The sequence below is a fragment of the Qipengyuania sp. genome, assembly GCF_964227205.1.
Lineage (GTDB): Bacteria > Pseudomonadota > Alphaproteobacteria > Sphingomonadales > Sphingomonadaceae > Qipengyuania.
The window spans coordinates 1,042,043-1,063,511 of the sequence record NZ_CAXQVB010000002.1 but is presented as its reverse complement, the minus strand read 5'-3'; the positions used below and the strand labels follow the sequence as shown (position 1 = coordinate 1,063,511).

Here is a 21,469-nt window from a genome sequence, read left to right as displayed (position 1 = left end):
TTAGATGTTGATTGATGCGTTGGGGCCCGATAGCGTAAGCGCATTGGAGGGGGTGTTCCGCAATGACCATCGAGGCGGCCATGCCGGGCAAGGAACCGCGGACCGATCGCGGGCGCAAGACGCTGCGAAAGCTCCTCGACGCCGCCACGCGCGAATTCGCCGACCACGGATTTCACGATGCGTCGATCAGCGGGATCACCCGCCGCGCGGGGGTCGCGCTGGGCACGTTCTACACCTACTTCGACAGCAAGGACGCGATCTTCCGGGCGCTGGTCTCGGACATGAGCGCGGGTGTCGCGCAGGCCGCGCGCGAGGCGCTCGATCCCGCGATGGGCGCGCTCGAGATCGAACGCGTCGCCCTGCGCGCCTTCCTTGCCTTCGCCGCCGAGCACAAGGAAATCTACCGCATCATCGACGAGGCCGAATTCGTCGACCCCGAAAGCTACCGCGCGCATTACGAGACGATCGGTACGCGCATCGAGGAACGCCTTCGCGCGGGCGGAAGAACAGGCGAGCTGGCGCATGACCTGGGGCCGACAGAGGCCTGGGCCGTCATGGGCATGAACGTCTTCCTCGGCCTGCGCTACGTCATCTGGGCACGCGATGGCGATCCCGATTTCGACGATATCGCGCGACGCGCCAACGACCTTCTGGCCAATGGGCTCGGCGCGCGAGGCAGCTGATGCCCGGAACCGGGCTGGGGCGAAGTCGTTGGTTTCGCAAAGGAGATTGACGACATGATTGGCAAGGTAATCGGAGCTTTCGTCGGCGACAGGCTCGCCAAGCAGACTAGTGCCATTGGTGGAGCGAGTGGCGCGGCCCTGGGCGTAGTAGCGACCACGGTCCTGCGCCGGATCAGCCTTCCCGCAATGGTTGCGCTTGGTGTCGGCGGGTATGTTGCCAAGAGGGTGCTCGACAAGAAGCACGCCGAAGAAGCCGAGGGTGCTTCCTCGAATTCCTCGAAGACGCCCAAGCGTCGGCCAAAGGCGGCCGCCAAAAAAGCCGCCTGACAGCGTATCAGCAAGACGACTTGGAAGGACCGCTCGCTAGGGCGGTCCTTATGCTATGAGCGAAATCGATATTCAGTTCGCGGCACCGATATGACCTGCTGAGAGGGTCTCATCGGGGGCAAGGCGGACCGCCGCGCGGGGGCAAAGCGTCAAGACAGGAGAAAACATGACCGACAAGCCCGAACCTCCCGTCCAGCCACCCCTGATAGAACTGCCGATCGAAACGGCCTCCCGCGGTTTCTACGACGGTTTCAGCCGAGCCGTCGCGATCCCCTCCAAGGTGATCGTCTCGCTGCTCATCATGTGGGCAATCTTCTTCCCGGTGCGGGCGAACCAAACGCTGGAAGCGGCCAATTCGCGTATCATCGCATCCTTTGCCGGCTGGTACGTCTACCTCGTCGCCTTTCTGATGCTGGCCTGTTTCGTACTGGCGATTGTACCCCAATCGGGCCGTCTACGGATCGGCAATGCCGACGAGAAGCCCGAATTCGGTCGTTTCTCCTGGTTTGCCATGCTGTTCGGTGCGGGCATCGGGATCGGGATGCTCACCTATTCCACCGGCGAGCCGCTGTCGCACTTCGCGAACAATCCGGAGATCATTCGCGGAAGGGTCGCGGCTGAGTCGGTCGCGGCGGTGCGGCCTGCCTATACCTACACCTTCCTGCATTGGGGTTTTGCCGCTTGGGGGACCTACGCCCTGGTCGGCCTTGCAATCGGCTATGTTGCCTACCGCCGCAATCTGCCCTTGACGGTTCGCTCTGCTCTGGCGCCTCTATTCGGCCTCAGGATGTCAGGCCTGTGGGGGCACGTAATCGATATCGTCGCGGTGGTCGCCACGCTTCTCGGTGTAGCGGTCACGATGGGGCTGGGCGTGGAGCAATTCGTGGCGGGGCTCGCCCGGCTGGGCTTCGGCGACTGGCTTCTCGATTCGGATGGCTCGGCCTCAGCCGCGGCAGTAGTCGTCGCGCTAGCGATACTCGTCGGTGCATCGACGCTCAGCGCATTGTCCGGGGTGGGGCGTGGGATCAAGTGGCTTTCGAATCTCAATATGGCGCTCTCCGCGCTGCTGCTGGCGATGTTCCTGATCGTGGGATCGGGCCTCTATGGGCTTCAGGTGCTTGGCGTCGGCCTGTGGGATTACCTGCGGACGCTGGTGCCCAATTCGCTCACGCTGTTCGAGAGTGGGGGGGCAATCGGCGATGCGCTGGTGCAGTGGCAACTCGACTGGTCGGTCTTCTACTGGGCATGGTGGATCGCCTTCGCGCCCTTCGTCGGCATGTTCATCGCTCGCATCTCAAGGGGGCGATCGATCCGCGAATACGTCTTCGGGGTCATCCTCGTCCCCTCGCTAATGTGTTTCGTGTGGATGGCCTTGGTCGGAGGTACCGCAATCGACCTCGAACTGAGGGGCATTGCCGGCGGGCGTATCCTCGACACCGGTATCTCGGACCAACTCTACGCCACCTTGGCGGTGTTGCTCAATCCGGCGGTGGCGATGATTGCTTCGGGCCTCGTCGTGATCCTGCTGCTGACCTATCTCATCACCTCGACCGACAGCGCGATCCTGATCGTCAACACGATCAACGGCGCAGGCGAGAGCGAAGGGAGCCGGCGGCGCCACATCCTGTTTTGGGGGCTGGCCCTGGCGCTGATGGTCGGCAGCATGCTGATCCTCGGCGGGATCGACGCGATTCGCATCACCATGATCATCGGCGCGCTGCCCTTCAGCTTCGTGGTCGCCATCATGGCGGTCGCGATACTCAAGGCGGTGGCTTTCGATCTCCGGCGTAGCCGACATGGCGTGCCGACGACCGCCCAGGCGGTCGAGGACGTGCTGCCTGAAAGCTAGGCCGCTTACCGGATCTGCGGTGTAAATGTAGCGGGGAGAATGGTGGGCGAGGCAAAGGTACTTACCTGAGGACTATCTTTGAGGGCTTAGCTTGTCGCTCCGGTCTGAGGTGGAAAGCTTGGGGGAGCGGACATCCTCAGTGAGTGTGCTGTGAGCCGACCGCTGATCTCGAACCTGGCAAACTGGCGCCAAGCCTGTGATCGGGGAAGATACGTATTTCGTGGCATCAGCCATTATGTCGCAATACTTCGATCATGGCGGAGAATTCGGTTGCGACTGCAGGCACTTGTTGATGGCAATCCGAATAGGAGTGGGGGCTCGGCTCACGCTCTCTCGAGGCCGTGCTGGTGGCGTGCTTTTGGGCTAACCCTGCTGGCATTGTTGGGCGGCTTTGCCCTTTCGGCTTCGGCCAGCGATCATGCCGGTGAGGCGGTGATGATGCGGATCGAAGGAGCAATCGGGCCCGCCTCTACATCGTATCTCGGCGACGGGCTGGCCGAAGCGCGGAATAGCGATGCCCGGCTTGTGATCATTGCAATGGATACGCCGGGCGGGCTCGACACCTCGATGCGCGAGATAATTCGCGATATCCTCGCCATGGACATCCCGGTCGTGACCTATGTCCATCCGAGTGGCGCGCGCGCGGCCTCTGCAGGCACCTATATCCTCTATGCCAGCCATTTCGCCGCAATGACGCCGGGCACCAATCTCGGGGCTGCAACCCCGATTCAGATCGGCGCTCCGACAGCGCCAGAGCAGTCTCCCGACGAGGAGGAGGAGGATGGCGAGCCGCAACCCGCCAGCGTTTCGGACCGCAAGGCGGTGAACGATGCGGTCGCCTACATCCGCTCGCTCGCCGAAATGCGGGGTCGCAATGCCGATTGGGCGGAGGAAGCCGTGCGCGGTGCGGCAAGCCTTTCCGCCAATGCGGCACTCGAGCAAAATGTGATCGACATCGTCGCCGAGGATGTCGGCTCGCTGCTCGAACAGCTCGATGGCCGGACGGTGGTCGTGGCCGGCGAGGAGATCGAATTGCGCACGCAAGGGCTCGTGCTGCGCGAGTTCGAGACGACATGGGTGACGCAGGTGCTGGCTACGATCACAAACCCCAACATCGCTCTGCTGCTGTTGATGATCGGGGTCTACGGGCTGATGTTCGAATTTCTCAATCCCGGTGCGCTCGTGCCGGGGACGGTGGGCGCGATCTCCCTGCTTATCGGGCTCTACGCGCTTGCAGCACTGCCGGTCGATTTCGCGGGCATTGCCCTGATCGTCCTCGGCATCGGCCTGATGGTGGCCGAGGCCTTTGCACCTTCGTTCGGCGTGCTGGGGATCGGAGGGGTGGCCGCCTTCGTCTTCGGTACAACGATCATGCTCGACACCGATGTACCGGAATTCCAGCTCGACCGGTCCTTCATCGCGGCGCTTGGCGTATTCAGCGCGGTGCTCGTGATCTTCGTCGCGCGTGCTGGGATCGCCTCGTTCCGGCATCGCATCGTGACGGGCGCGGAAGAACTGATCGGCGCCTCGGCCAAGGTGATGGATTGGCAGGGCGGGAAGGGACACGTCTTCGTCCATTCGGAACGCTGGAATGCAAGGGGGCCGGACAATCTCGCCGCCGGCGATGAGGTCGTCGTCACCAAGATGAAGGGCCTCGAAATGACTGTCGCAACACACAACGCCCTGGAGGGCCGAACCGATGGATAACTTGTCGCCGATCATGGATTTCGGGTTCTTCGCGCCGCTCCTGGCGCTGGTGGTGCTGTTCCTCTGGGCGGCGATCAAGATCCTGCGCGAGTACGAACGCGCCGTGGTCTTCACCCTTGGCCGCTTCACCGGCGTGCGCGGGCCTGGGCTGATAATCCTGATCCCCTTCGTGCAGCAGATCGTGCGTACCGACCTTCGTACCATCGTGCTCGACGTGCCGACCCAGGACGTGATCTCGAAGGACAATGTCTCGGTCAAGGTGAACGCGGTCGTCTATTTCCGCGTGGTCGACCCGCAAAGCGCGATCATCCAGGTCGAGAATTTCGCCGAAGCAACGAGCGAACTGGCTCAGACCACGCTGCGTTCGGTGCTCGGCAAGCACGAACTCGACGAGATGCTGTCCGAACGCGACAAGCTTAACGAGGACTTGCAGGAAATTCTCGACAAGAACACCGATGCGTGGGGCATCAAGGTTGCGAATGTCGAGATTAAGCATGTCGATATCGATGAATCCATGGTCCGCGCCACTGCCCGGCAGGCAGAGGCCGAGCGCGAGCGGCGCGCGAAGATCATCAATGCCGAAGGTGAACACCAGGCGGCCGCCAGACTGCTCGACGCTGCGCGCGTGTTGGCCAAGGCGCCACAAGCGATGCAGTTGCGCTATCTGTCGACGCTCAACGTGCTCGCAAACGAGCAGAACAGCTCGACCATCATCTTCCCCTTCCCGATGGACCTAGGAGAATGGTTCCGAAAATTGAACGCGTGATGCCGGCGGCACTCGCCGACAGATGCCCCGCCTGAGCGAAAATCTCTGTGCCAAAGCCATCTTCCGTGAATGGAGAGCTGTCATGAAATCTATCCTTTTCAACGCTTTTCCCGACGAGGGTCACTCGAGACGGCTCGATTTGGCGCTCGACCTCGCGCGGCAATTCGATGCCCACCTAACTCTGGTGAACGCAATGCCTTACGAGGCGGCTCTAGCAACCGACTCCGCCGGAGCTGCTTTCGCCGCGCTGGTTCCGATATGGCGCGCAGAAGCCACGAAGCTTCGCAATGAGACAGAAGCAGACCTAGCCAACGAAGACGTATCCTGGGACTGGATAGAGGAGGCCGGGCCTGTATCGTTGGCGTTGCTCAAACGGTCTACGTTGGCGGACATTGTGCTCGTAGGGGAGCGGGAGCCACAGGCAAATGGCAAGGCCCCGTCCTTTACTGCCGGGGAGCTTGCGCTTTCCGCCGATTGCCCCGTGCTTGTTCTTTCCGATGAGTGCCGGCGCTTGGAGCTCGAAAGGCCGGCCTTCATCGCTTGGGACGGATCGCCCGAGGCTTCGCACGCAATGAAAGCAGCCGTGCCACTTCTGAAGTCAATCAAACGCGCATTCATCGCCACGGTATTCGAAGGAAAACAAAGGAAGAAAACAAGCGGTGAAGTTCCTGCCGTCGAGGCGGGCAATTACCTTTCGCGTCACGGTATTTCCTGCGAGGTAGTAGAAATTGACGGGAGCACCAAAGACACTGCTATGACCTTGCGCGATGCGGCAATAACTCGCGGTTCGGGCATGATCGTCATGGGAGCCTATGGAAGGAGGCGGTTGTCAGAGCAAATCTTTGGGGGTGTTACTCGATCGATGCTTTCGGATTGTCGGTTACCGCTGCTGATCCGGCACTGACATGCGTTGCCCCATAGTGGCCCACCTAACGTTGAAGCGGCCGACTGATATTAGCGACTGGAGAGGACCTGTTGGCTTCGGATAAGACGACGCTCTCGTTCTTCGGCGCAGTTGGGACGGTCACCGGCTCGAGATACCTGGTCGAAAGCGCGGGTCGCCGTGTGCTGGTCGATTGCGGACTGTTCCAAGGCTTCAAGCAGTTGCGGCTGCGCAACTGGAACCCGTTTCCCGTTCCACCGGAGACGATCAGCGATGTGCTCGTGACCCATGCGCATCTCGATCATTCGGGATATCTGCCCGCGCTGGTGCGGAGCGGGTTTCGCGGCACGATCCATGCCACGCCATCGACGATTGCGCTGTGCGAGCTCCTGCTGCCCGACAGCGGTCACCTGCAGGAAGAGGAGGCGCGTTACGCGCGCCGCAAGGCCTATTCGAAGCACCGCGACCCCTTGCCCCTCTATACGGTCGACGATGCCAAGGCGACGCTGGATCGCTTCGAGCCCGTGGCGTTCGACGAAGTGCTGCATATCGCCGACGATATCACCGCGCGTTTCGTACCGGCCGGTCATCTCCTCGGGGCCGCTTCGGTGCGGCTCATGGTCGGCGGTCGTACGATCCATTTCAGCGGCGATCTCGGCCGATCGAAGGATGCGATAGTCCGAAATCCCGAGCCCTTTGCAGGGGCCGACATCCTCGTGGTCGAATCCACCTATGGCAATCGCAAGCATCCCGATAGCGATCCGGCTGCCGAGATGGCGGAAGTCATCAACCGTGTGGTCGGTCGGGGCGGGACGATCCTCGTGCCCGCCTTCGCGGTCGGGCGCATCCAGGCGGTCATGCTGCTTCTATCGCGCCTCAAGGCTCGCGGGGAGATTCCCGACGTCCCGGTCTATCTCAACACGCCCATGGGTGTAAACGCGACGGCGATCTACAACCGCTTTCACGAGGAACACAGGATCAGCCGCGACGAGTGCAAGGCCATGTTCGAACTGGCGATCCGCGTGCGCAGTGTCGATGAATCGATTGCGCTCAACGAAAACACAGAACCCAAGATCATCATCTCGGCGAGCGGAATGCTGTCCGGCGGGCGCATTCTCCACCACGTGATAAGCTTCGGCCAGGACCCGAAAAATGCCATCGTGCTGTCCGGCTTTCAGGCCGGCGGCACGCGCGGTGCGGCGCTGGCGCAGGGCACCCGCGAAATCAGGATATTCGGGGTGGAAAGGCAGATCCGCGCCGAAATCATCCAGCTCGAAGGGCTGTCGGGCCATGCGGATGCCGACGAGCTGCTGGAATGGATGGGCAAGGCGCGTCCCCCGCGCATGACCTATGTCACGCATGGCGAGCCCGAAGCCGCCGATGCGCTGCGCTTCCGGATCGATCACGAGCTGGGCTGGGAGGTGCGGGTGCCAGAACATCTGGAGCGCATCGATATTGGATCGCCACAGTAAGAACGCTCCGGCCCTTGCCTCTCGGGCAGGCCGCGCCGTCTTAGCAAATGCGCGGCAATTTGCTCGCCGGTCTGGAGGTAGAGGGCAAGGCGTTACCGAGCGTCTTCATGTTCAGGCTCGTGCCGCCTTGGCGGGCAACCACCTTGCCGATGATTGCCGTGTCTTCGCCATGCCGATCGAGGAAGGCCAATGCCCGCTCGGCGTCCCCTGCGGCGACGGTGGCCGCGAAACGGCCTTCATTGGCGACATAGAGCGGATCTAGCCCGAGGATTTCGCAGGCGCCGCGAACCGGTGGAGAAACCGGAATGTCGCGCTGCCCGATCGCAATCGTGACGTCCGAGCAATTGGCTATCTCGATGAGCGCCGTGGCCAGCCCCCCGCGCGTGCAGTCGCGCAGGCAGTGTACGTCGATCCCGGCATCGAACAGTGCGAAAACCGGTTCGGCAAGTGGCGCGCAGTCGCTCCTTATCGGCGGCTCGAACCCCAGTCCTTCGCGGGCGGCCATTACCGCCATGCCGTGCCGAGCATGTCTCCGTTGACGAGGACCAGGTCGCCGACGCGGGCTGCTTGGGGTCGGATCGGTCGCGGTGAAAGGATTTCCCCGATTCCCGAGGTGGATATGTAAATGCCGTCCGCCTTCCCGCGCTCCACGAGTTTGGTATCGCCGGCAACGAAGTGTATTTTCACGAGCAGTGCCCGCGGGCGCTGGGCATATGCAGCACAGCGAACATCGGGAGGGATGTCGTCAATTCGCTGCCCGACCGCATTGTCAGGATCGTTACTGCGTAAGTGCCATAACCCTTGCAAACTAGCAAAAGCGTTTCATGCCCTTACCTTTCTCGTTACAACCCTTTCCGCGCCCTGTGAGGACGGCTCATCTAATAGATGATCTCGTGGAATACTCGTTCTTCGCTTGCTTGCGAGCATCTGCCATGATCCATTAACTCCCTCATTTCATTCGGGTCAGGTTGCTTAAGGAAATCTACGAATGGAGCGCCCCGGATGATAGGTTCAGTTTCTAACTCCCAATAGCCAGTCCGACTGTCCCACCCACGTATCAGTCGCGCTCCATTCAGCCAGGAGATGTCCTGCCATCGTGCCTGAACCCTCCCGCGCCGATCCGGTCTGGCACGCGCTCGAGACGGCGGAGGCGTTCGGTCATCTGGGTTCGGCGCAAGTCGGGATCGGCAAGCTGGAAGCTGAGCGGCGCCTCGCCGAGAACGGGCCGAACCGGCTTCCCCAACCGAAAGGGGTGGGGCCCTTCGGCATCTTCCTGCGCCAGTTCGCCAGCCCGCTCATTTACCTCCTCATCGTCGCAGGCGTCCTGTCGCTCCTGATTGGAGACCGGTGGGATGCGATTTTCATCTTCGGTGTGCTGACCACTAACGCACTTGTCGGCAGCTATCAGGAATTCAAGGCCGATGCCGGGGCGCGCGCGTTGCGCGATCTCGTGCCGCAGGTGGCCCGGGTCCGGCGCGATGGGGTGGTGCAGGAGGTACCCGCCGCGCAAATCGTGACAGGCGATATCGTCGAACTGGAAAGCGGCATGAAAGTGACGGCCGATTTGAGGCTGGTGGATGCAAACGGCCTGCAGATCGACGAGAGCTCGCTGACCGGGGAATCGATGCCGGTGGCCAAGGATGCAGACCTCGTCCTCGACGCCGCGACCGTGGCTGGCGACCGGCGCAACATGGCGCATGCCGGAACGGTGGTCGTCGAAGGGAGGGGAGCCGGTGTCGTGACGGCTACCGCCGGGTCAACCCTGCTCGCGGGTATCGGATCGATGCTGTCCGATGTTGCGCGCAGCGCCGTCGAGACCCCGCTCGTCAGGAGGATGGCGCGGCTCGCTCGGCGCATTGCCATCGCCACTGTCGCACTGATCCTGCTGCTCGCCCTGCTGCTGGCGCTTCAAGGCGGGGGCTGGCGCGAGATCGTGCTGCTTGCTATCGCGCTCGCCGTCGCCGCGATCCCCGAAGGCCTACCGATCGCAGTCACGGTGGCCCTGTCTGCCGCAGGCAGCCGCATGGCCGACCGCAACGTCATCGTGCGCGCCCTGCCTGCCGTCGAGGGCCTAGGGTCGTGTACCTTGATTGCCACCGACAAGACGGGGACACTGACGCTCAATCGGCTGACCGTGAACCGCGTGGTGCTGGCCGACGGCACGCATTTCGACCGCGCGCAATGGCTGGATGGAGAGAAGCGCGACCGCCTCGCCGAAATCGGGTCAGCCGCAGCCATCTGCAACGAGGCGCATCTGACCGACACGGGTAGCCCGGTCGGCGATGCGGTCGACATTGCGCTGCTCGACCTAGCCCACGAGACCGGCAACGCTCCCGAGGAACTGCTGGGCATCGAGCGCCTCGCGATCGTCCCCTACGAGCCGGCAGCCCGGTTTGCCGCAGTCGAGGCCAACCTTCCCGGCGGTAGCCGCTTGGTGGTCAAAGGCGCGCCGGAAACGGTCCTCCCCATGTGCGCCGATGCCTCGGAGGATGCGCTCGAACTCGCGGAAGGGCTCGCGAGCGAGGGATACCGTGTCCTGGTGCTGGCCGATGCGCGCTCCACACCCAGCGCAGGACCCATCTCGAACCGCTTGCACGGATTGAGGCTGCTGGGATTCGTCGGTCTGTCCGATCCGCTGCGCCTCGGTGTGGTCGAAGCGGTCGCGCATTGCCGCGAGGCGGGAATTTCGGTGCGGATGATTACCGGGGACCACCCGGTCACCGCTATGGCCATCGCGCGGCAACTGGGTCTCGACGAAGGCGAGGAAAGGGTCGTCACCGGGTCCCAGCTCGCCCGGCTGCAGGAAGACAGCCCGGAATTCGTCGATGCAGTCGGCAATGCGGAGATTTTCGCGCGGATCGAACCGGCGCAAAAGCTTGCGATCGTCAAGGCGCTGCAACGCAGCGGCCACATCGTCGCGGTGACCGGTGACGGGGTGAATGATGGACCGGCCCTTCATGCAGCCGACATCGGCGTGGCGATGGGGCGCGGCGGGACCGATGTCGCCCGTGCCGCATCCGACCTGGTGATCGCCGACGACAATTTCGCCACCATCGTCGCCGGGGTTGAGGAGGGGCGGGTCACCTTCCTCAACGTTCGCAAGATCGTGATCTTCATGCTGGCCACCGGCGTGGCGGAAATCATGATGTTCATCGCCGCGGTTGCCGCCGGCCTGCCGATGCCGCTGACACCTGTCCAACTCTTGTGGCTCAACCTCGTGACCAACGGCCTCCAGGATGTGACTTTGGGCTTCGGCAAGGGCGAGGGCGACGAATTGCAACGCGCGCCGAATAGCAAGCTTGCCGCGCTGGTAGACAGGGATGCCATCGTTCTCATGCTGCCCGGTACGGTGGTGATGACGCTGGCGGCGGTCTGGATGATGGGAGAACACCTCGCTGCGGGTTCAAGTGTGGACGAAGCACGCAATGCCGTGCTTTTCCTGGTCGTGCTGTTCCAGAACGCCTTCCTGCTCAGCGTGCGCAACCTCCACCTGCCGTTCTGGCGGTGGCATCCACCCGAGAACGGGTGGCTGTTCACCGGGCTTTCCGCTGCCCTGCTGCTGCATGTGACCGCGCAGCATATCCCGTTTACGCAGCGCCTACTCGGTGTCAGCCCGATCGGTCTTGACGTGGTGATGCAGAGCCTAGTCGCCGCGCTTGTCGTCCTGATGGTCACCGAGACCGCGAAATGGTGGATCCAGCGACAGCGGCTGCGCGAAGTCACCGGAACATTACCTATGGAGTGAGTGCTCGGCCGAACCGAAAATGCGGGCAAAGCCAGCTTCCGAGGAGAACCTCGATGCCCCGCATTCTACTGAAAGCCATGATGGCGGCGCTCGCTACAAGTCTGCTGATGACGACCGGCTGCGTCTCCAGCAGCACACCTTACCAGCCGATCTCGGCCGCCAACAGGATCGCAGGCGGTTACAGCGATGAACAGATCGGCGAAGACCGTTATCGAATATCCTTTGCTGGCAATTCGCTTACCTCGCGCGAACAAGTGGAAAGTTATCTCCTGTTCCGCACAGCCGAACTGACGCTTGAGCGGGGGTACGACTGGTTCGTGATCGAGGACCGAGTGCTCGAACACGAGGTGGAGCGCATGAGTCGCAGGGATCCGCTCTACGATCCCTGGTACGATGGGTATTATGGGTACTGGCGCCCCTATTGGCGCTACTACGGGGCGGCCGGCTGGCGTGCATGGTATCCCTATTACGGCCACTCCTTCTGGACCGACCATGTCGACATTCGTGAAGTCCAACGGTTCGAGGCGATCGCCGAGGTGAGGCTCGGCGATGGATCGATGCCTGAGGGCAATTCGCGCGCCTTCGAAGCACGGGAAGTGGCCGAGCGCATAGGCCCGCACGTGAAATATCCGGGCGATCAATGATCGCGCGGGGCAGTTAGGTAAGCGTCCTCTAAGCCTCCTGAAGAGGTGGTGGCCAGTTACTCTGCCATGTCGGGGCTCACCAACATCCTGGCGACAGCCGGAGGTCTTCTTCTGCAGTGAGCAAGGGGAAATGATTCGGGAATTGGACTACGAATCCCGTTGCTCGCTCGCCGAAAGCGTGTGGCACGCATCTGTCAGCACCGTGAAATCGACATCGCAATTCGACGATGAGCCCAAGTTCAGCCAGTCTAGCTTGCCAACAATATCCAACAGCACGGGTAGCGCGCCTCCCGAGGGGCGAATAAGGACCAGAACTTCACCCGCGTAGATTTCGAATTCGACCTCGCGTGGGGCATGGATCGCGGTGTCGACACATGATGTAGGACGTGCTCGGCGATTGCACGCCGAAGGTGATTTCGCATCCTTGCTTGAATCGGGGCTCCACCGCGGGAGGCACTAGGCGAACTCAGGACGGCGTAAAGCGCTGCGAGCAATAGAACCCTGCTAGTTTACGACACATCCATTGCGTGAAGGGGGTCATTTCCCCGGCGAGACCGCGAGCAGGAAGGCAAGCCCCGCCGCATAGACCGCTATAACGGCGATTGAATCCTCGCCCATGCGAAAAATTGTCCGATCGCGCCGTTCAACCAAGCCGAGGACGAAGACGCCCGACATCAAGAGCGCGAGCAGTGCTGCCATGGCCTCGAACGGACCGGCCAGCTCCAGCACCGGTGGGCTACTCGCGACAATGTGGATCACCAGGATCAGCGCGAAATTGAACAGGTTGGAGCCAAACACCTCGCCAATCGCGAGCTCATATCGTTTATGGCGGATTGCCCCGATGATAGCGGAAAGCTCGGGCATCGAGGTTGCTGCGGAGACGAAGAGAAAACCCATCAGATTGTTACCCATCCCGGTCTGGTCAGCAATCTGTGTCGCGGTGGCGGCGAGTGTCGCCCCGGCAGCAAGGATGATGATCGCGAGCAGTGCGAGCCAGCCCAACAGGCGGTGCCATCCGATGTCGCCTTGCTTGACTGCCTCGGAAAACACGCGTTCGGGTCGGCCTATGACCTGCCACATGGGCCGACGCTCGGCCCTGTCGGCGATTTTGATGGCAGCCACCGCAGCGACGAAGATCAGCCCCGGCCAGATGAAGGAGCCGCCGGTGGGCGCGTGCCCATCGGCGGTTATGCCAGCTATGATTAGCGCCAGCACCATCATTCCCGACACGCCTTGGATCAGGGTCACGGGTCTTGCGACCACAGATGTCAGCGGACGAGGTCCAAGCATCATGTCAGCAAGGGCAAGTAGAAGGATGTTGAAGGCAGCGCTGCCGAGAACATCGTTCATGGCAAGAAGTGGCGCACCGATGGCTGCCGCCGTCGTCGCAGTCGCCAGCTCCGGCAAGGAAGTGATCCCGCCGAGGACGAGCATCCCCGCGAAACCCTGCCCGAGCCCCGTCTTGTCGCTGAGCGCCACAACATAGCGCGGCAGGCGCGTCCCGGCCCACCACACTGCCGCCGCTGCAAAGCAGAATATGAGGATCAGAACGGTGACCGGCAGAAATGTCACGAAACGCCATCTCGGCATGGGGGAGTGTTCGCCAGCATGATCGGCTCAACTCGCAAGTTCCAGTAAATCAGTTCCATCAGTAACTGTCCGGAGTTCTGCGGTTACGGTGGGTTCCGTATAGGCGCCTCACCACCCCGACTTCATCCTCGATCCAGACGCGGGATTAACGCTCCCGCTTTCTCTTGCTCGGAGGTCGTAATGGTAAGCAGCCAGATCGGGGATCTCATCGAGAACGGGTTAAGCGCGGAGCCGGTTTCCGATCATATCCGCGCTTCGCGCCGCGGGCTGCAGAAGGCTAATGGCGCGGCGGTCGTGGCCGCCCTTCGACCAGAGCGTCCTCGATTTCGGCCATCTCGCCGCCCATCCGCCCGATGCTGCGTGAAAATGGGTGGCTGTAGGGGCTCATGCCGGAAGGGGGCAAGGTACGCATCGCGCCGTCCTTGCCGGGTCAAGAAGTGCGAGACAGTTGGAGAAGATATATGAGCGCCGCGCTGGTGTTGGATCTCGCCGAGGTTTCCAAGGCCGATGTCGGGGTGGTCGGGGGGAAGAACGCTTCGCTGGGAGAGATGATCGGCGCACTCGTCCCTGGCGGTGTCGCGGTGCCAGCTGGTTTCGCCACGACCGCTGCCGCCTTCCGTCTCTTCCTGGACCACAACGGACTCGTCGCGGTGATAGCGGACCTCTTCGCCGCGCATGCTGCCGGCGAGGCCGATCTTGCGCAGACCGGCAAGGCGATCAGGGCTGCGATCGTCGACGGAGAATGGCCGGTTGAACTGCGCGAGGAGATCTGCAGGGCCTACGCGCAGATGGCGGCGGACACGGGGGTGGAACGGCCTGCCGTTGCGGTCCGGTCTAGCGCGACGGCGGAGGACTTGCCCGAAGCAAGCTTCGCCGGGCAACAGGAAACCTTCCTCAACGTCTCGGGGGAGGGCGCGCTGCTCGATGCGTGCCTGCGGTGTTTCGCATCACCCTATACCGACCGGGCGATTTCGTACCGCGCGGCCCACGGCTTTGCCGAAGGTACGGTGGCGTTGTCGGTCGGCGTGCAGCGCATGGTGCGCGCCGACGAGGCGTGTTCGGGCGTGATGTTCACGATCGATACCGACACCGGCTTTCCCGATGTCGTCATGATCGACGGGGCATGGGGGCTGGGCGAAAACGTGGTCCAGGGCGTGGTCGATCCCGATGCCTGGCAGGTCTTCAAGCCGCTGCTGGCAAACCCGGAGCTTTGCCCGATCATCGCGCGGCGACGCGGTGCCAAGAAGGTCAAGATGGTCTATTCCAGCGAAAGGGGCGCATCCACCGTCAATGTCGAGACCGGCCCGGAAGAGCGCGAAGCCTTCGTCCTGACGGATGACGAGGTGCTGCAGCTGGCACGCTGGGGGGCACTGATCGAGGATCATTACGGCCGCCCCATGGACATCGAATGGGGCAAGGACGGCGCCGATGGCGGGCTCTATATCCTCCAGGCGCGTCCTGAAACGGTCCACTCGCGTGCGCCGCGCGGGTCGCTCAAGACCTACAGCCTGTCGCGAACCGGCGAGGAATTGCTCAGCGGGCTGGCGATCGGCAGTGCAGCGGCGACGGGTCCGGTCTGCCTCATCGAAAGTGCCGCCGACATTGCCGGTTTCATCGATGGCTCGGTGCTGGTCACTTCGACCACCGATCCCGACTGGGTACCGGTCATGAAACGCGCGGCCGCCATCGTGACCAATCACGGCGGACGCACATCGCATGCCGCCATCGTCAGCCGCGAATTCGGCCTCCCGGCAGTCGTGGGCACGGGCAACGCGACCGAGGTCCTGCAATCGGAGCAGGACGTCACAGTAAGCTGCATCGGCGGCGAAAAGGGCGTCGTCTATGCCGGATCGGCCGAAGTGGCGGTCGAGGAGGTCGATCTGTCCACCGTCCCCGAAACGCAGACGCAGATCATGCTCAACCTCGCAGATCCGGGAGCCGCAGCCCGCTGGTGGCAGCTGCCGAGCGACGGCGTCGGGCTGACAAGAATGGAGTTCGTCATTGCCAATTCCATCAAGATCCACCCGATGGCCCTCGCGCACTTCGAGACGCTCGAAGACGCCGCGACGAGGGAGCAGGTCGCCCGGATAACGCAAGGCTATTCAGATCGGCGCGACTATTTCGTGGACCAACTCGCGCTGGGTATCGCCCGGATAGCGGCGGTGCAGTTCCCGAGGCCGGTCATCGTGCGGATGAGCGACTTCAAGACCAACGAATATGCCGGGTTGATCGGAGGCGCCCAGTTCGAGCCGGTGGAGGAAAACCCCATGCTCGGCTTTCGCGGGGCCGCACGCTATTCCTCGCCGAGATATCGTCCCGGTTTCTCGCTCGAATGCCGCGCGATCAGGCATTTGCGCGAGACTATGGGCTTCACCAATGTCGCGATCATGATCCCCTTCTGCCGCACGCTGGAGGAAGCCGACCGGGTGCTCGCGGTGATGCTCGAGGAAGGCCTCACGCGCGGGGAGGGGGGGCTCGAACTATACGTCATGTCTGAAATTCCCTCGAACATCGTGCTGGCGGGCCAGTTCGCGGAACGCTTCGACGGCTTCTCTATCGGGAGCAACGATCTGACCCAGTTGACCCTGGGTATCGATCGCGATTCCGAATTGCTCGCCGACCAGTTCGATGCGCGCGATCCGGCGGTCGAATGGATGATCCGCCACGTTATCGGGGAAGCCCACCGGCACGGTACGAAGGTGGGCCTGTGCGGACAGGCACCGAGCGACGATCCCGAATTCGCGCGCTTCCTCGTCGAGTGCGGGATCGATTCGATCTCGGTCACCCCGGACAGCTTCGTGGCGGTGAAGGAGCATGTCTCGGCCGCCGAGCGAGCGAGATCCGTGCGAAACGCGGGATTGGAAGCGATCGCATGACGTCAGGGAGCGGCATGGGATTCTTAGTGGGGAGGTCTCATAGAGCTTGGATCGTTACCGCGACGGGGCGCCACCCCGCGGCCGGCGTCCATTGTCCCACAAGCGGCATCTTCGCTGTCGCTGTCGATCATGTAGGTCCGTGAGAGACCTTGGCGGAGGCAAGCGAAATCCGCGAAGAGCGTCGCAGATCCATCGAGATTCTTGGATTCAACGAGGCCAATGGCTTTGGCCGGACGGCCCGGTTGGTGGGCTGTCATGCTTTCTCTCGTTTCAGGGAGGCACTATGTGCCCGCCAATAGTGAAAAAGCGACAACCCTATGGTCGGCTCGCGGAAGGTTGAGCGAACTGAGCGAACAAGCAAGCGAAGCCTCAACGAGCAGCTAGCAGCACGAATGTTCGCCGAGAACCACCAATGCTATCTATATTTTTCATGCAGACGCGGGTCATCTCTTCCAAGTCATTGAAAAGATGGTGGGCGCGGCAAGGATTGAACTTGCGACCCCACCCGTGTGAAGGGTGTGCTCTACCACTGAGCTACGCGCCCGCCCGGCTGCGCCGCTGGCGAGGCAGCGGCAGGGCAGGGGCGCGCCTTTACTGTGCGAATCGGCGCGTGGCAAGCACCCTAGCCGAAGAGCAGGGCGACTGCCTTCGCCAGCCATCCGTGGGGGGCATTCGCGCTGGCTCGTCCAGGCACCGGTGCCGGGCAGGCAAGACAATAGGCCTGCGCGCCTCTGGCGCCCAGCAGCCGTTGCGCATCGGTGGAGACCTGCGTCAGCAGCGCCGATTGTCCCTGGGCCAAGCGAGCGAAGACGTCGCCGCCCGATCGGCCTTCCTCGCCATCGCCGATCAGCCAGCGCCGCAGCAGCGTGTCGTAGGTGGAAGGCTGGGTGCCGAGGTACTGGACGTGCCAGTCGTTGCCGAGGCCGGCCTGTGCGGCAGTCCATTGCAGCGCTTCCTCCATACCGCCGTATTCGTCGACAAGGCGCAGCTGGCGCGCAGTGCCACCGTCCCACACGCGCCCCTGGCCAACGGCATCGACCTGATCGCGGGTCATGCCGCGCGCCTCGCCCACGCGGGAGAGGAAGTCCTCGTAGCCGTTTTCGATGAAGGCCTGCATCATCGCATCGGTTTCGGGCGTGAATCCGCCAATGAAGTCTGGTTGGCCCGAAAGCGGCGTGGTCCGCACCCCGTCGCTGGTCACCCCGACCATCGCGGCTGTCTGCTCGAAGGTCGGCACCACGGCAAATATGCCGATCGAGCCGGTAATGGTTTCGGGCTCGGCAAAAATCCGGTCGGCTGCAGTCGACACCCAATAACCGCCGCTGGCCGCGACATTGGCCATTGAAACCGCAATGGGAATGTCGCGCGCCTTCTGTCGCAGGATCGCTTCGCGGATGACTTCGCTGGCGAGGACCGATCCGCCGGGCGAATCGACCCGAACGACGAGCCCGGCGAGATCGTCTTCGAGCGCTTCGTCGAGCAGGCCGGCGATCCGGTCGCCGCCGGCGACGCCCGGCCCGGCATCGCCGTCGACGATTTCCCCAGCAACGGTGATCACGCCGATGGGCTTGCCCTGCTGGGGGAGGGGAAGGTCCTCGAGCCAGACTGCGAGATCGGTGTGCGGATAGGCGTTGGGACCGGTGCCCCAGTCGTCCTCGCCCACCAGATCGACGACGCGCTTGTCGAAGTCGGCGCGGCTGCCGAGCTTGTCGACCAGTCCAGCCTGCAAGGCGGCGGTCGCAAGATCGCCTTTCGCTGCGGCGATCCACTCCACCGGCTGATTGGTGATCCGCGCGATATCGGCGCCGGGGCGCGCCTTCTTCAGATTGGCGCGATATTCCTCCCACAGCGTTTCATAGAGCGCACGGGCGTTCTCGCGCGCCGGTTCGGACATGTCGCTGCGGCTGTAGGGTTCTACCGCGCTCTTGTATTCGCCGACCTTGTAGACGCGCGCATTGACCTTCAGCTTGTCGAGCAATCCGGCGTAGTAGAGCCGCTCGCCGCCGGGGCCGGCGACGACGGCCCCGCCCAGCGGATTGACCCAGACCTCGCTCGCATGCGCGGCGAGCAGCATGGCATCATCGGTATAGGCAGTGGCATAGGCCAGGACCGGCTTCTCGGCTGCGCGCACGCGATCGAGCGCTTCGCCGATCTCCTGCAGATGGACCTGTCCGCCGCCGAGGAAGCGGTCGAGATCGAGCACAACTGCCGAAATGCGCTTGTCGCTCGCGGCCTCGTCGAGGGCGTGGACCAGGTCGCGCGCCTGGTATTCGCCCATCGGCGCCTCGCCCGAAAGCAGCGCCTCGATCGGATCGATTTCGGTCCGTTCCTCGACCACCACCCCGTCGAGGGCGATCAGCAATGCACCCTCGCGCACCGCCCCCGGGCTTGGGCGCGCGGTCAGCACCGCGAAGAGCGCCGAAAAAAACAGCAGCATGAAGACGAGTACGAGCCCGTCCTTGATGCCCACCAAGAGGCGCCAGACCTTGCCAGCGAATTTCATGCGTCAGATCTCCTGTCTCACCCGGAGTTAGGGAAGCGCGCGGGACTTTGCCACCGGAAAGCGCTTGAGCGGCACAGCCTGCTCGACTAAGGGCGTGGTCTCAATGACATCGACGCCAAACCCGCCGCACGCGGCCCGCTATCCGGCGGGCGGCCTGGCGTTCCCGCACCGCGACCTGATCGGTATCGGCCAGCTCGAACGGCACGAGATTCTCTTCCTGCTCGACGAAGCGGAACAGTGGGTCGCGCTCAATCGCAAGGCGACCAAGCACGAGAACCTGTTGTCGGGGCTCACGGTTATCAACGCCTTCTTCGAGAATTCGACCCGAACACTGCTGAGCTTCGAGATCGCCGGCAAGCGGCTGGGTGCGGACGTGGTCAACATGCATGCCGCGCAATCGAGCGTGAAGAAGGGCGAGACGCTGATCGACACGGCCATCACACTGAATGCCATGCGCGCCGATGCGATCGTAATTCGCCACGGATCGAGCGGGGCGACCCAGCTGATTGCCGACAAGGTCGATTGCCCCGTGCTCAATGCGGGCGACGGTCAGCACGAGCACCCGACGCAGGCGCTGCTCGATGCGCTCGCTCTTCGCCATGCGCTGCGCGAACGCGGCGCTGTAGCGGAGGATTTTTCCGGACTGACCATCGTCATCTGCGGCGATATCCTGCACAGCCGGGTCGCCCGTTCGAACCTGCTGTGCCTTCAGGCGCTCGGGGCGACCGTCCGTCTCTGCGCCCCGCCAGCGCTCATGCCGGTCGGCATCGAAGCGATGGGCGCCGAGGTGTTCCATAATTTCGACGCTGCGCTCGACGGGGCCGATGTGGCGATGATGCTGCGGCTGCAGACCGAGCGGATGAGCGGCCAGTTCATCCCCTCGGCGCGCGAATATCACCACCTCTACGGGCTGACGAAAGAACGTCTCGCAAGGGCTGCTCAGGATGCACTCGTGATGCATCCGGGGCCGATGAATCGCGGCGTAGAGATCGACAGCGAGGTGGCCGACATGATCGACCGATCGATCATCACGCGGCAGGTCGAGATGGGCGTTGCCATCCGGATGGCGGCACTCGATGTGCTCACCCGTCGCGCACGCGGAGTCGCTGGCTGGGGAGATGCGGCATGAAGCAGCTTCGCTCACTTGCGATCACCGGCGGCAAGGTGGTCACGCCCGAGGGTCTGCGCAGCGCGTCCTTGCGGCTGGTGGATGGTTCGATCGAGGCGGTTGGCGGACCGCCGCAGGACGGTGACGAAGCGGTCGATGCTGGGGGCATGCTTGTGGCGCCCGGCCTGATCGATCTCGGAGTCTTCGCGATCGACAAGCCCGCCTTCCATTTCGGCGGTATCACCCGGGCCGCGCTGATGCCCGATCAGTCGCCTCCCTTGGACTTGCCAAGCCGCGTTTCCCATATCGCCAAGAGCGGCAAGCCCGATTTCTGGGTTCATCCGCTTGCGGCGGCGACCCGTGGCCTCGAAGGGCGCGAGATTGCCGAGCTGGCGCTGATGCGCGAAGCGGGCGCGCGGGGCATCGCCACGGGGCGCCAGTGGATTGCCGATGCGGGCGTGATGCTGCGCTTGCTGCAGTATGCCGCCATGCTCGACATGGTGGTGATTGCCCATGCCGAAGACGCCGCTCTGGTAGGTAGCGCGGTGGCCAGCGCGGGCGAGATCGCCACCCGCCGCGGCCTGCCGAGCGCTCCCGCCGAAGCCGAAGCGATCGCGCTTGCCCGGGATATCGCACTGGCCGAAATGGCACGCGCACGGATCCATTTTCGTCAGGTGACGACGCGCGCCGGGCTCGATCAGGTGCGCGCGGCGAAGGCGCGTGGCGTGGCCGTCACCTGCGGCGTCACGCCAGCGCATTTCATGCTCTCGGATCTTGCGACGGTCGATTTCCGGACCTTCGCCCGCCTGTCGCCTCCGCTGCGCTGCGAGGACGACCGCCAGGCCGTCCGCGAAGCGCTCGCGGACGGGACGATCGACGTCGTTGCGAGCGGGCACGATCCGCGTGGACCGGAAGATAAGCGCCTGCCGTTCTCCGATGCCGAACCCGGCATGGCCGGGGCAGAAACGCTCCTGGCGATGACGCTGTCCTTGGTGCGCGACGGGCTTGTCGATCTTCCCCGTGCCTTCGATCTCGTGGCCAGTGCGCCCGCGCGGCTGCTGGGAATTCCGGCGGGCTCGATCGAGGCGGGACTTGAAGCCGATATCGCGATTATCGATCCCGACCGACCGTGGATCATCCAGAGCGCCAAGATGCAGGCGACCGCCGGCAACACGCCTTTCGACGGCCAGCCGACGCAGGGGCGGGTCACCCAGCTCTACAAGGGCGGCGTGCCGATCAAGCGTTAGCCCGTACGAAAAGTCCCGCCCGGATCGCTCCGGACGGGACACTCGATGGTACGTTGGGCTGCGCCGGAT

General features: G+C 63.3%; 16 protein-coding genes and 1 tRNA gene. 12 read left to right on the top strand and 5 right to left on the bottom strand.

Annotation, left to right across the window (positions count from 1 at the left end):
* The first annotated feature begins 62 nt into the window (after nt 1-62).
* From ACEQZ0_RS07255 to ACEQZ0_RS07225, 7 genes are all read left to right on the top strand, one after another.
* Nucleotides 63-683, top strand: a complete 621-nt coding sequence (locus tag ACEQZ0_RS07255) for a TetR/AcrR family transcriptional regulator (RefSeq protein ID WP_370189811.1) — start codon at nt 63-65, stop codon at nt 681-683.
* A 54-nt stretch (nt 684-737) separates the two neighbouring features.
* The gene (locus ACEQZ0_RS07250; protein WP_370189810.1) at nt 738-1,010 is read left to right on the top strand and encodes a hypothetical protein; all 273 of its coding nucleotides are present in this window, start codon (nt 738-740) and stop codon (nt 1,008-1,010) included.
* A 166-nt stretch (nt 1,011-1,176) separates the two neighbouring features.
* Complete coding sequence (locus ACEQZ0_RS07245; protein WP_370189808.1) at nt 1,177-2,859, top strand: BCCT family transporter; 1,683 nt, start codon at nt 1,177-1,179, stop codon at nt 2,857-2,859.
* 381 nt (nt 2,860-3,240) lie between these two features.
* Nucleotides 3,241-4,566, top strand: coding sequence for a nodulation protein NfeD (locus tag ACEQZ0_RS07240; protein ID WP_370189806.1), 1,326 nt, complete (start codon nt 3,241-3,243; stop codon nt 4,564-4,566).
* Nucleotides 4,559-5,332, top strand: a complete 774-nt coding sequence (locus tag ACEQZ0_RS07235) for a slipin family protein (protein ID WP_370189804.1) — start codon at nt 4,559-4,561, stop codon at nt 5,330-5,332. Before ACEQZ0_RS07240 ends, ACEQZ0_RS07235 begins: the two co-directional genes overlap by 8 nt.
* A gap of 82 nt (nt 5,333-5,414) precedes the next feature.
* A complete protein-coding gene (locus tag ACEQZ0_RS07230; RefSeq protein WP_370189802.1) occupies nt 5,415-6,236 on the top strand; it encodes a universal stress protein in 822 nt (273 codons plus the stop codon).
* A 71-nt stretch (nt 6,237-6,307) separates the two neighbouring features.
* On the top strand, nt 6,308-7,687 hold the full coding sequence (locus ACEQZ0_RS07225) for an MBL fold metallo-hydrolase RNA specificity domain-containing protein (RefSeq protein WP_370189800.1): 1,380 nt from the start codon (nt 6,308-6,310) through the stop codon (nt 7,685-7,687).
* Between the two features lie 40 nt (nt 7,688-7,727).
* Here the strand turns inward: ACEQZ0_RS07225 and ACEQZ0_RS07220 are convergent, their stop codons facing one another.
* Nucleotides 7,728-8,201 (bottom strand): AIR synthase-related protein, encoded by a 474-nt coding sequence (locus ACEQZ0_RS07220; RefSeq protein WP_370189798.1) that lies wholly within the window; start codon nt 8,199-8,201, stop codon nt 7,728-7,730.
* A gap of 582 nt (nt 8,202-8,783) precedes the next feature.
* Between ACEQZ0_RS07220 and ACEQZ0_RS07215 the strand changes: the two genes are divergently transcribed.
* Both ACEQZ0_RS07215 and ACEQZ0_RS07210 read left to right on the top strand, forming a co-directional pair.
* Nucleotides 8,784-11,432: a cation-translocating P-type ATPase gene (locus tag ACEQZ0_RS07215; RefSeq protein WP_370189796.1), complete on the top strand. Its 2,649-nt coding sequence runs from the start codon at nt 8,784-8,786 to the stop codon at nt 11,430-11,432.
* Nucleotides 11,433-11,485: 53 nt separating this feature from the next.
* Entirely contained in the window at nt 11,486-12,076 is a 591-nt protein-coding gene (locus ACEQZ0_RS07210) for a hypothetical protein (RefSeq protein WP_370189794.1), read from the top strand.
* A 537-nt stretch (nt 12,077-12,613) separates the two neighbouring features.
* Here the strand turns inward: ACEQZ0_RS07210 and ACEQZ0_RS07205 are convergent.
* Together ACEQZ0_RS07205 and ACEQZ0_RS07200 are read right to left on the bottom strand one after the other, a co-directional pair.
* Entirely contained in the window at nt 12,614-13,666 is a 1,053-nt protein-coding gene (locus tag ACEQZ0_RS07205; protein WP_370189792.1) for a sodium:calcium antiporter, read from the bottom strand.
* A gap of 277 nt (nt 13,667-13,943) precedes the next feature.
* Entirely contained in the window at nt 13,944-14,078 is a 135-nt protein-coding gene (locus ACEQZ0_RS07200; protein ID WP_370189791.1) for a hypothetical protein, read from the bottom strand.
* 49 nt (nt 14,079-14,127) lie between these two features.
* Here ACEQZ0_RS07200 and ppsA point away from each other — a divergent pair, with 49 nt between their 5' ends.
* A complete protein-coding gene (gene ppsA / locus ACEQZ0_RS07195) occupies nt 14,128-16,542 on the top strand; it encodes a phosphoenolpyruvate synthase (RefSeq protein ID WP_370189789.1) in 2,415 nt (804 codons plus the stop codon).
* Nucleotides 16,543-17,011: 469 nt separating this feature from the next.
* Here ppsA and ACEQZ0_RS07190 read toward each other — a convergent pair.
* Nucleotides 17,012-17,086 (bottom strand) — tRNA-Val (locus tag ACEQZ0_RS07190).
* A 78-nt stretch (nt 17,087-17,164) separates the two neighbouring features.
* Nucleotides 17,165-19,045, bottom strand: coding sequence for a signal peptide peptidase SppA (gene sppA / locus ACEQZ0_RS07185; RefSeq protein WP_370189787.1), 1,881 nt, complete (start codon nt 19,043-19,045; stop codon nt 17,165-17,167).
* A gap of 103 nt (nt 19,046-19,148) precedes the next feature.
* Here sppA and ACEQZ0_RS07180 point away from each other — a divergent pair, with 103 nt between their 5' ends.
* Both ACEQZ0_RS07180 and ACEQZ0_RS07175 read left to right on the top strand, forming a co-directional pair.
* Complete coding sequence (locus tag ACEQZ0_RS07180) at nt 19,149-20,174, top strand: aspartate carbamoyltransferase catalytic subunit (RefSeq protein ID WP_370189785.1); 1,026 nt, start codon at nt 19,149-19,151, stop codon at nt 20,172-20,174.
* The gene (locus ACEQZ0_RS07175) at nt 20,171-21,400 is read left to right on the top strand and encodes a dihydroorotase family protein (protein ID WP_370189783.1); all 1,230 of its coding nucleotides are present in this window, start codon (nt 20,171-20,173) and stop codon (nt 21,398-21,400) included. Before ACEQZ0_RS07180 ends, ACEQZ0_RS07175 begins: the two co-directional genes overlap by 4 nt.
* Nucleotides 21,401-21,469 lie beyond the last annotated feature (69 nt).

What these genes read in the sequence shown, in the direction of transcription:
- sppA (WP_370189787.1), bottom strand. Translation starts at nt 19,045, where the DNA reads ATGAAATTCGCTGGCAAGGTCTGGCGCCTCTTGGTGGGCATCAAGGAC.
- ACEQZ0_RS07255 (WP_370189811.1), top strand. Translation starts at nt 63, where the DNA reads ATGACCATCGAGGCGGCCATGCCGGGCAAGGAACCGCGGACCGATCGC.
- ACEQZ0_RS07230 (WP_370189802.1), top strand. Translation starts at nt 5,415, where the DNA reads ATGAAATCTATCCTTTTCAACGCTTTTCCCGACGAGGGTCACTCGAGA.
- ACEQZ0_RS07245 (WP_370189808.1), top strand. Translation starts at nt 1,177, where the DNA reads ATGACCGACAAGCCCGAACCTCCCGTCCAGCCACCCCTGATAGAACTG.
- ACEQZ0_RS07175 (WP_370189783.1), top strand. Translation starts at nt 20,171, where the DNA reads ATGAAGCAGCTTCGCTCACTTGCGATCACCGGCGGCAAGGTGGTCACG.
- ACEQZ0_RS07210 (WP_370189794.1), top strand. Translation starts at nt 11,486, where the DNA reads ATGCCCCGCATTCTACTGAAAGCCATGATGGCGGCGCTCGCTACAAGT.
- ACEQZ0_RS07205 (WP_370189792.1), bottom strand. Translation starts at nt 13,666, where the DNA reads ATGCCGAGATGGCGTTTCGTGACATTTCTGCCGGTCACCGTTCTGATC.
- ACEQZ0_RS07250 (WP_370189810.1), top strand. Translation starts at nt 738, where the DNA reads ATGATTGGCAAGGTAATCGGAGCTTTCGTCGGCGACAGGCTCGCCAAG.
- ppsA (WP_370189789.1), top strand. Translation starts at nt 14,128, where the DNA reads ATGAGCGCCGCGCTGGTGTTGGATCTCGCCGAGGTTTCCAAGGCCGAT.
- ACEQZ0_RS07220 (WP_370189798.1), bottom strand. Translation starts at nt 8,201, where the DNA reads ATGGCGGTAATGGCCGCCCGCGAAGGACTGGGGTTCGAGCCGCCGATA.
- ACEQZ0_RS07235 (WP_370189804.1), top strand. Translation starts at nt 4,559, where the DNA reads ATGGATAACTTGTCGCCGATCATGGATTTCGGGTTCTTCGCGCCGCTC.
- ACEQZ0_RS07200 (WP_370189791.1), bottom strand. Translation starts at nt 14,078, where the DNA reads ATGCGTACCTTGCCCCCTTCCGGCATGAGCCCCTACAGCCACCCATTT.
- ACEQZ0_RS07180 (WP_370189785.1), top strand. Translation starts at nt 19,149, where the DNA reads ATGACATCGACGCCAAACCCGCCGCACGCGGCCCGCTATCCGGCGGGC.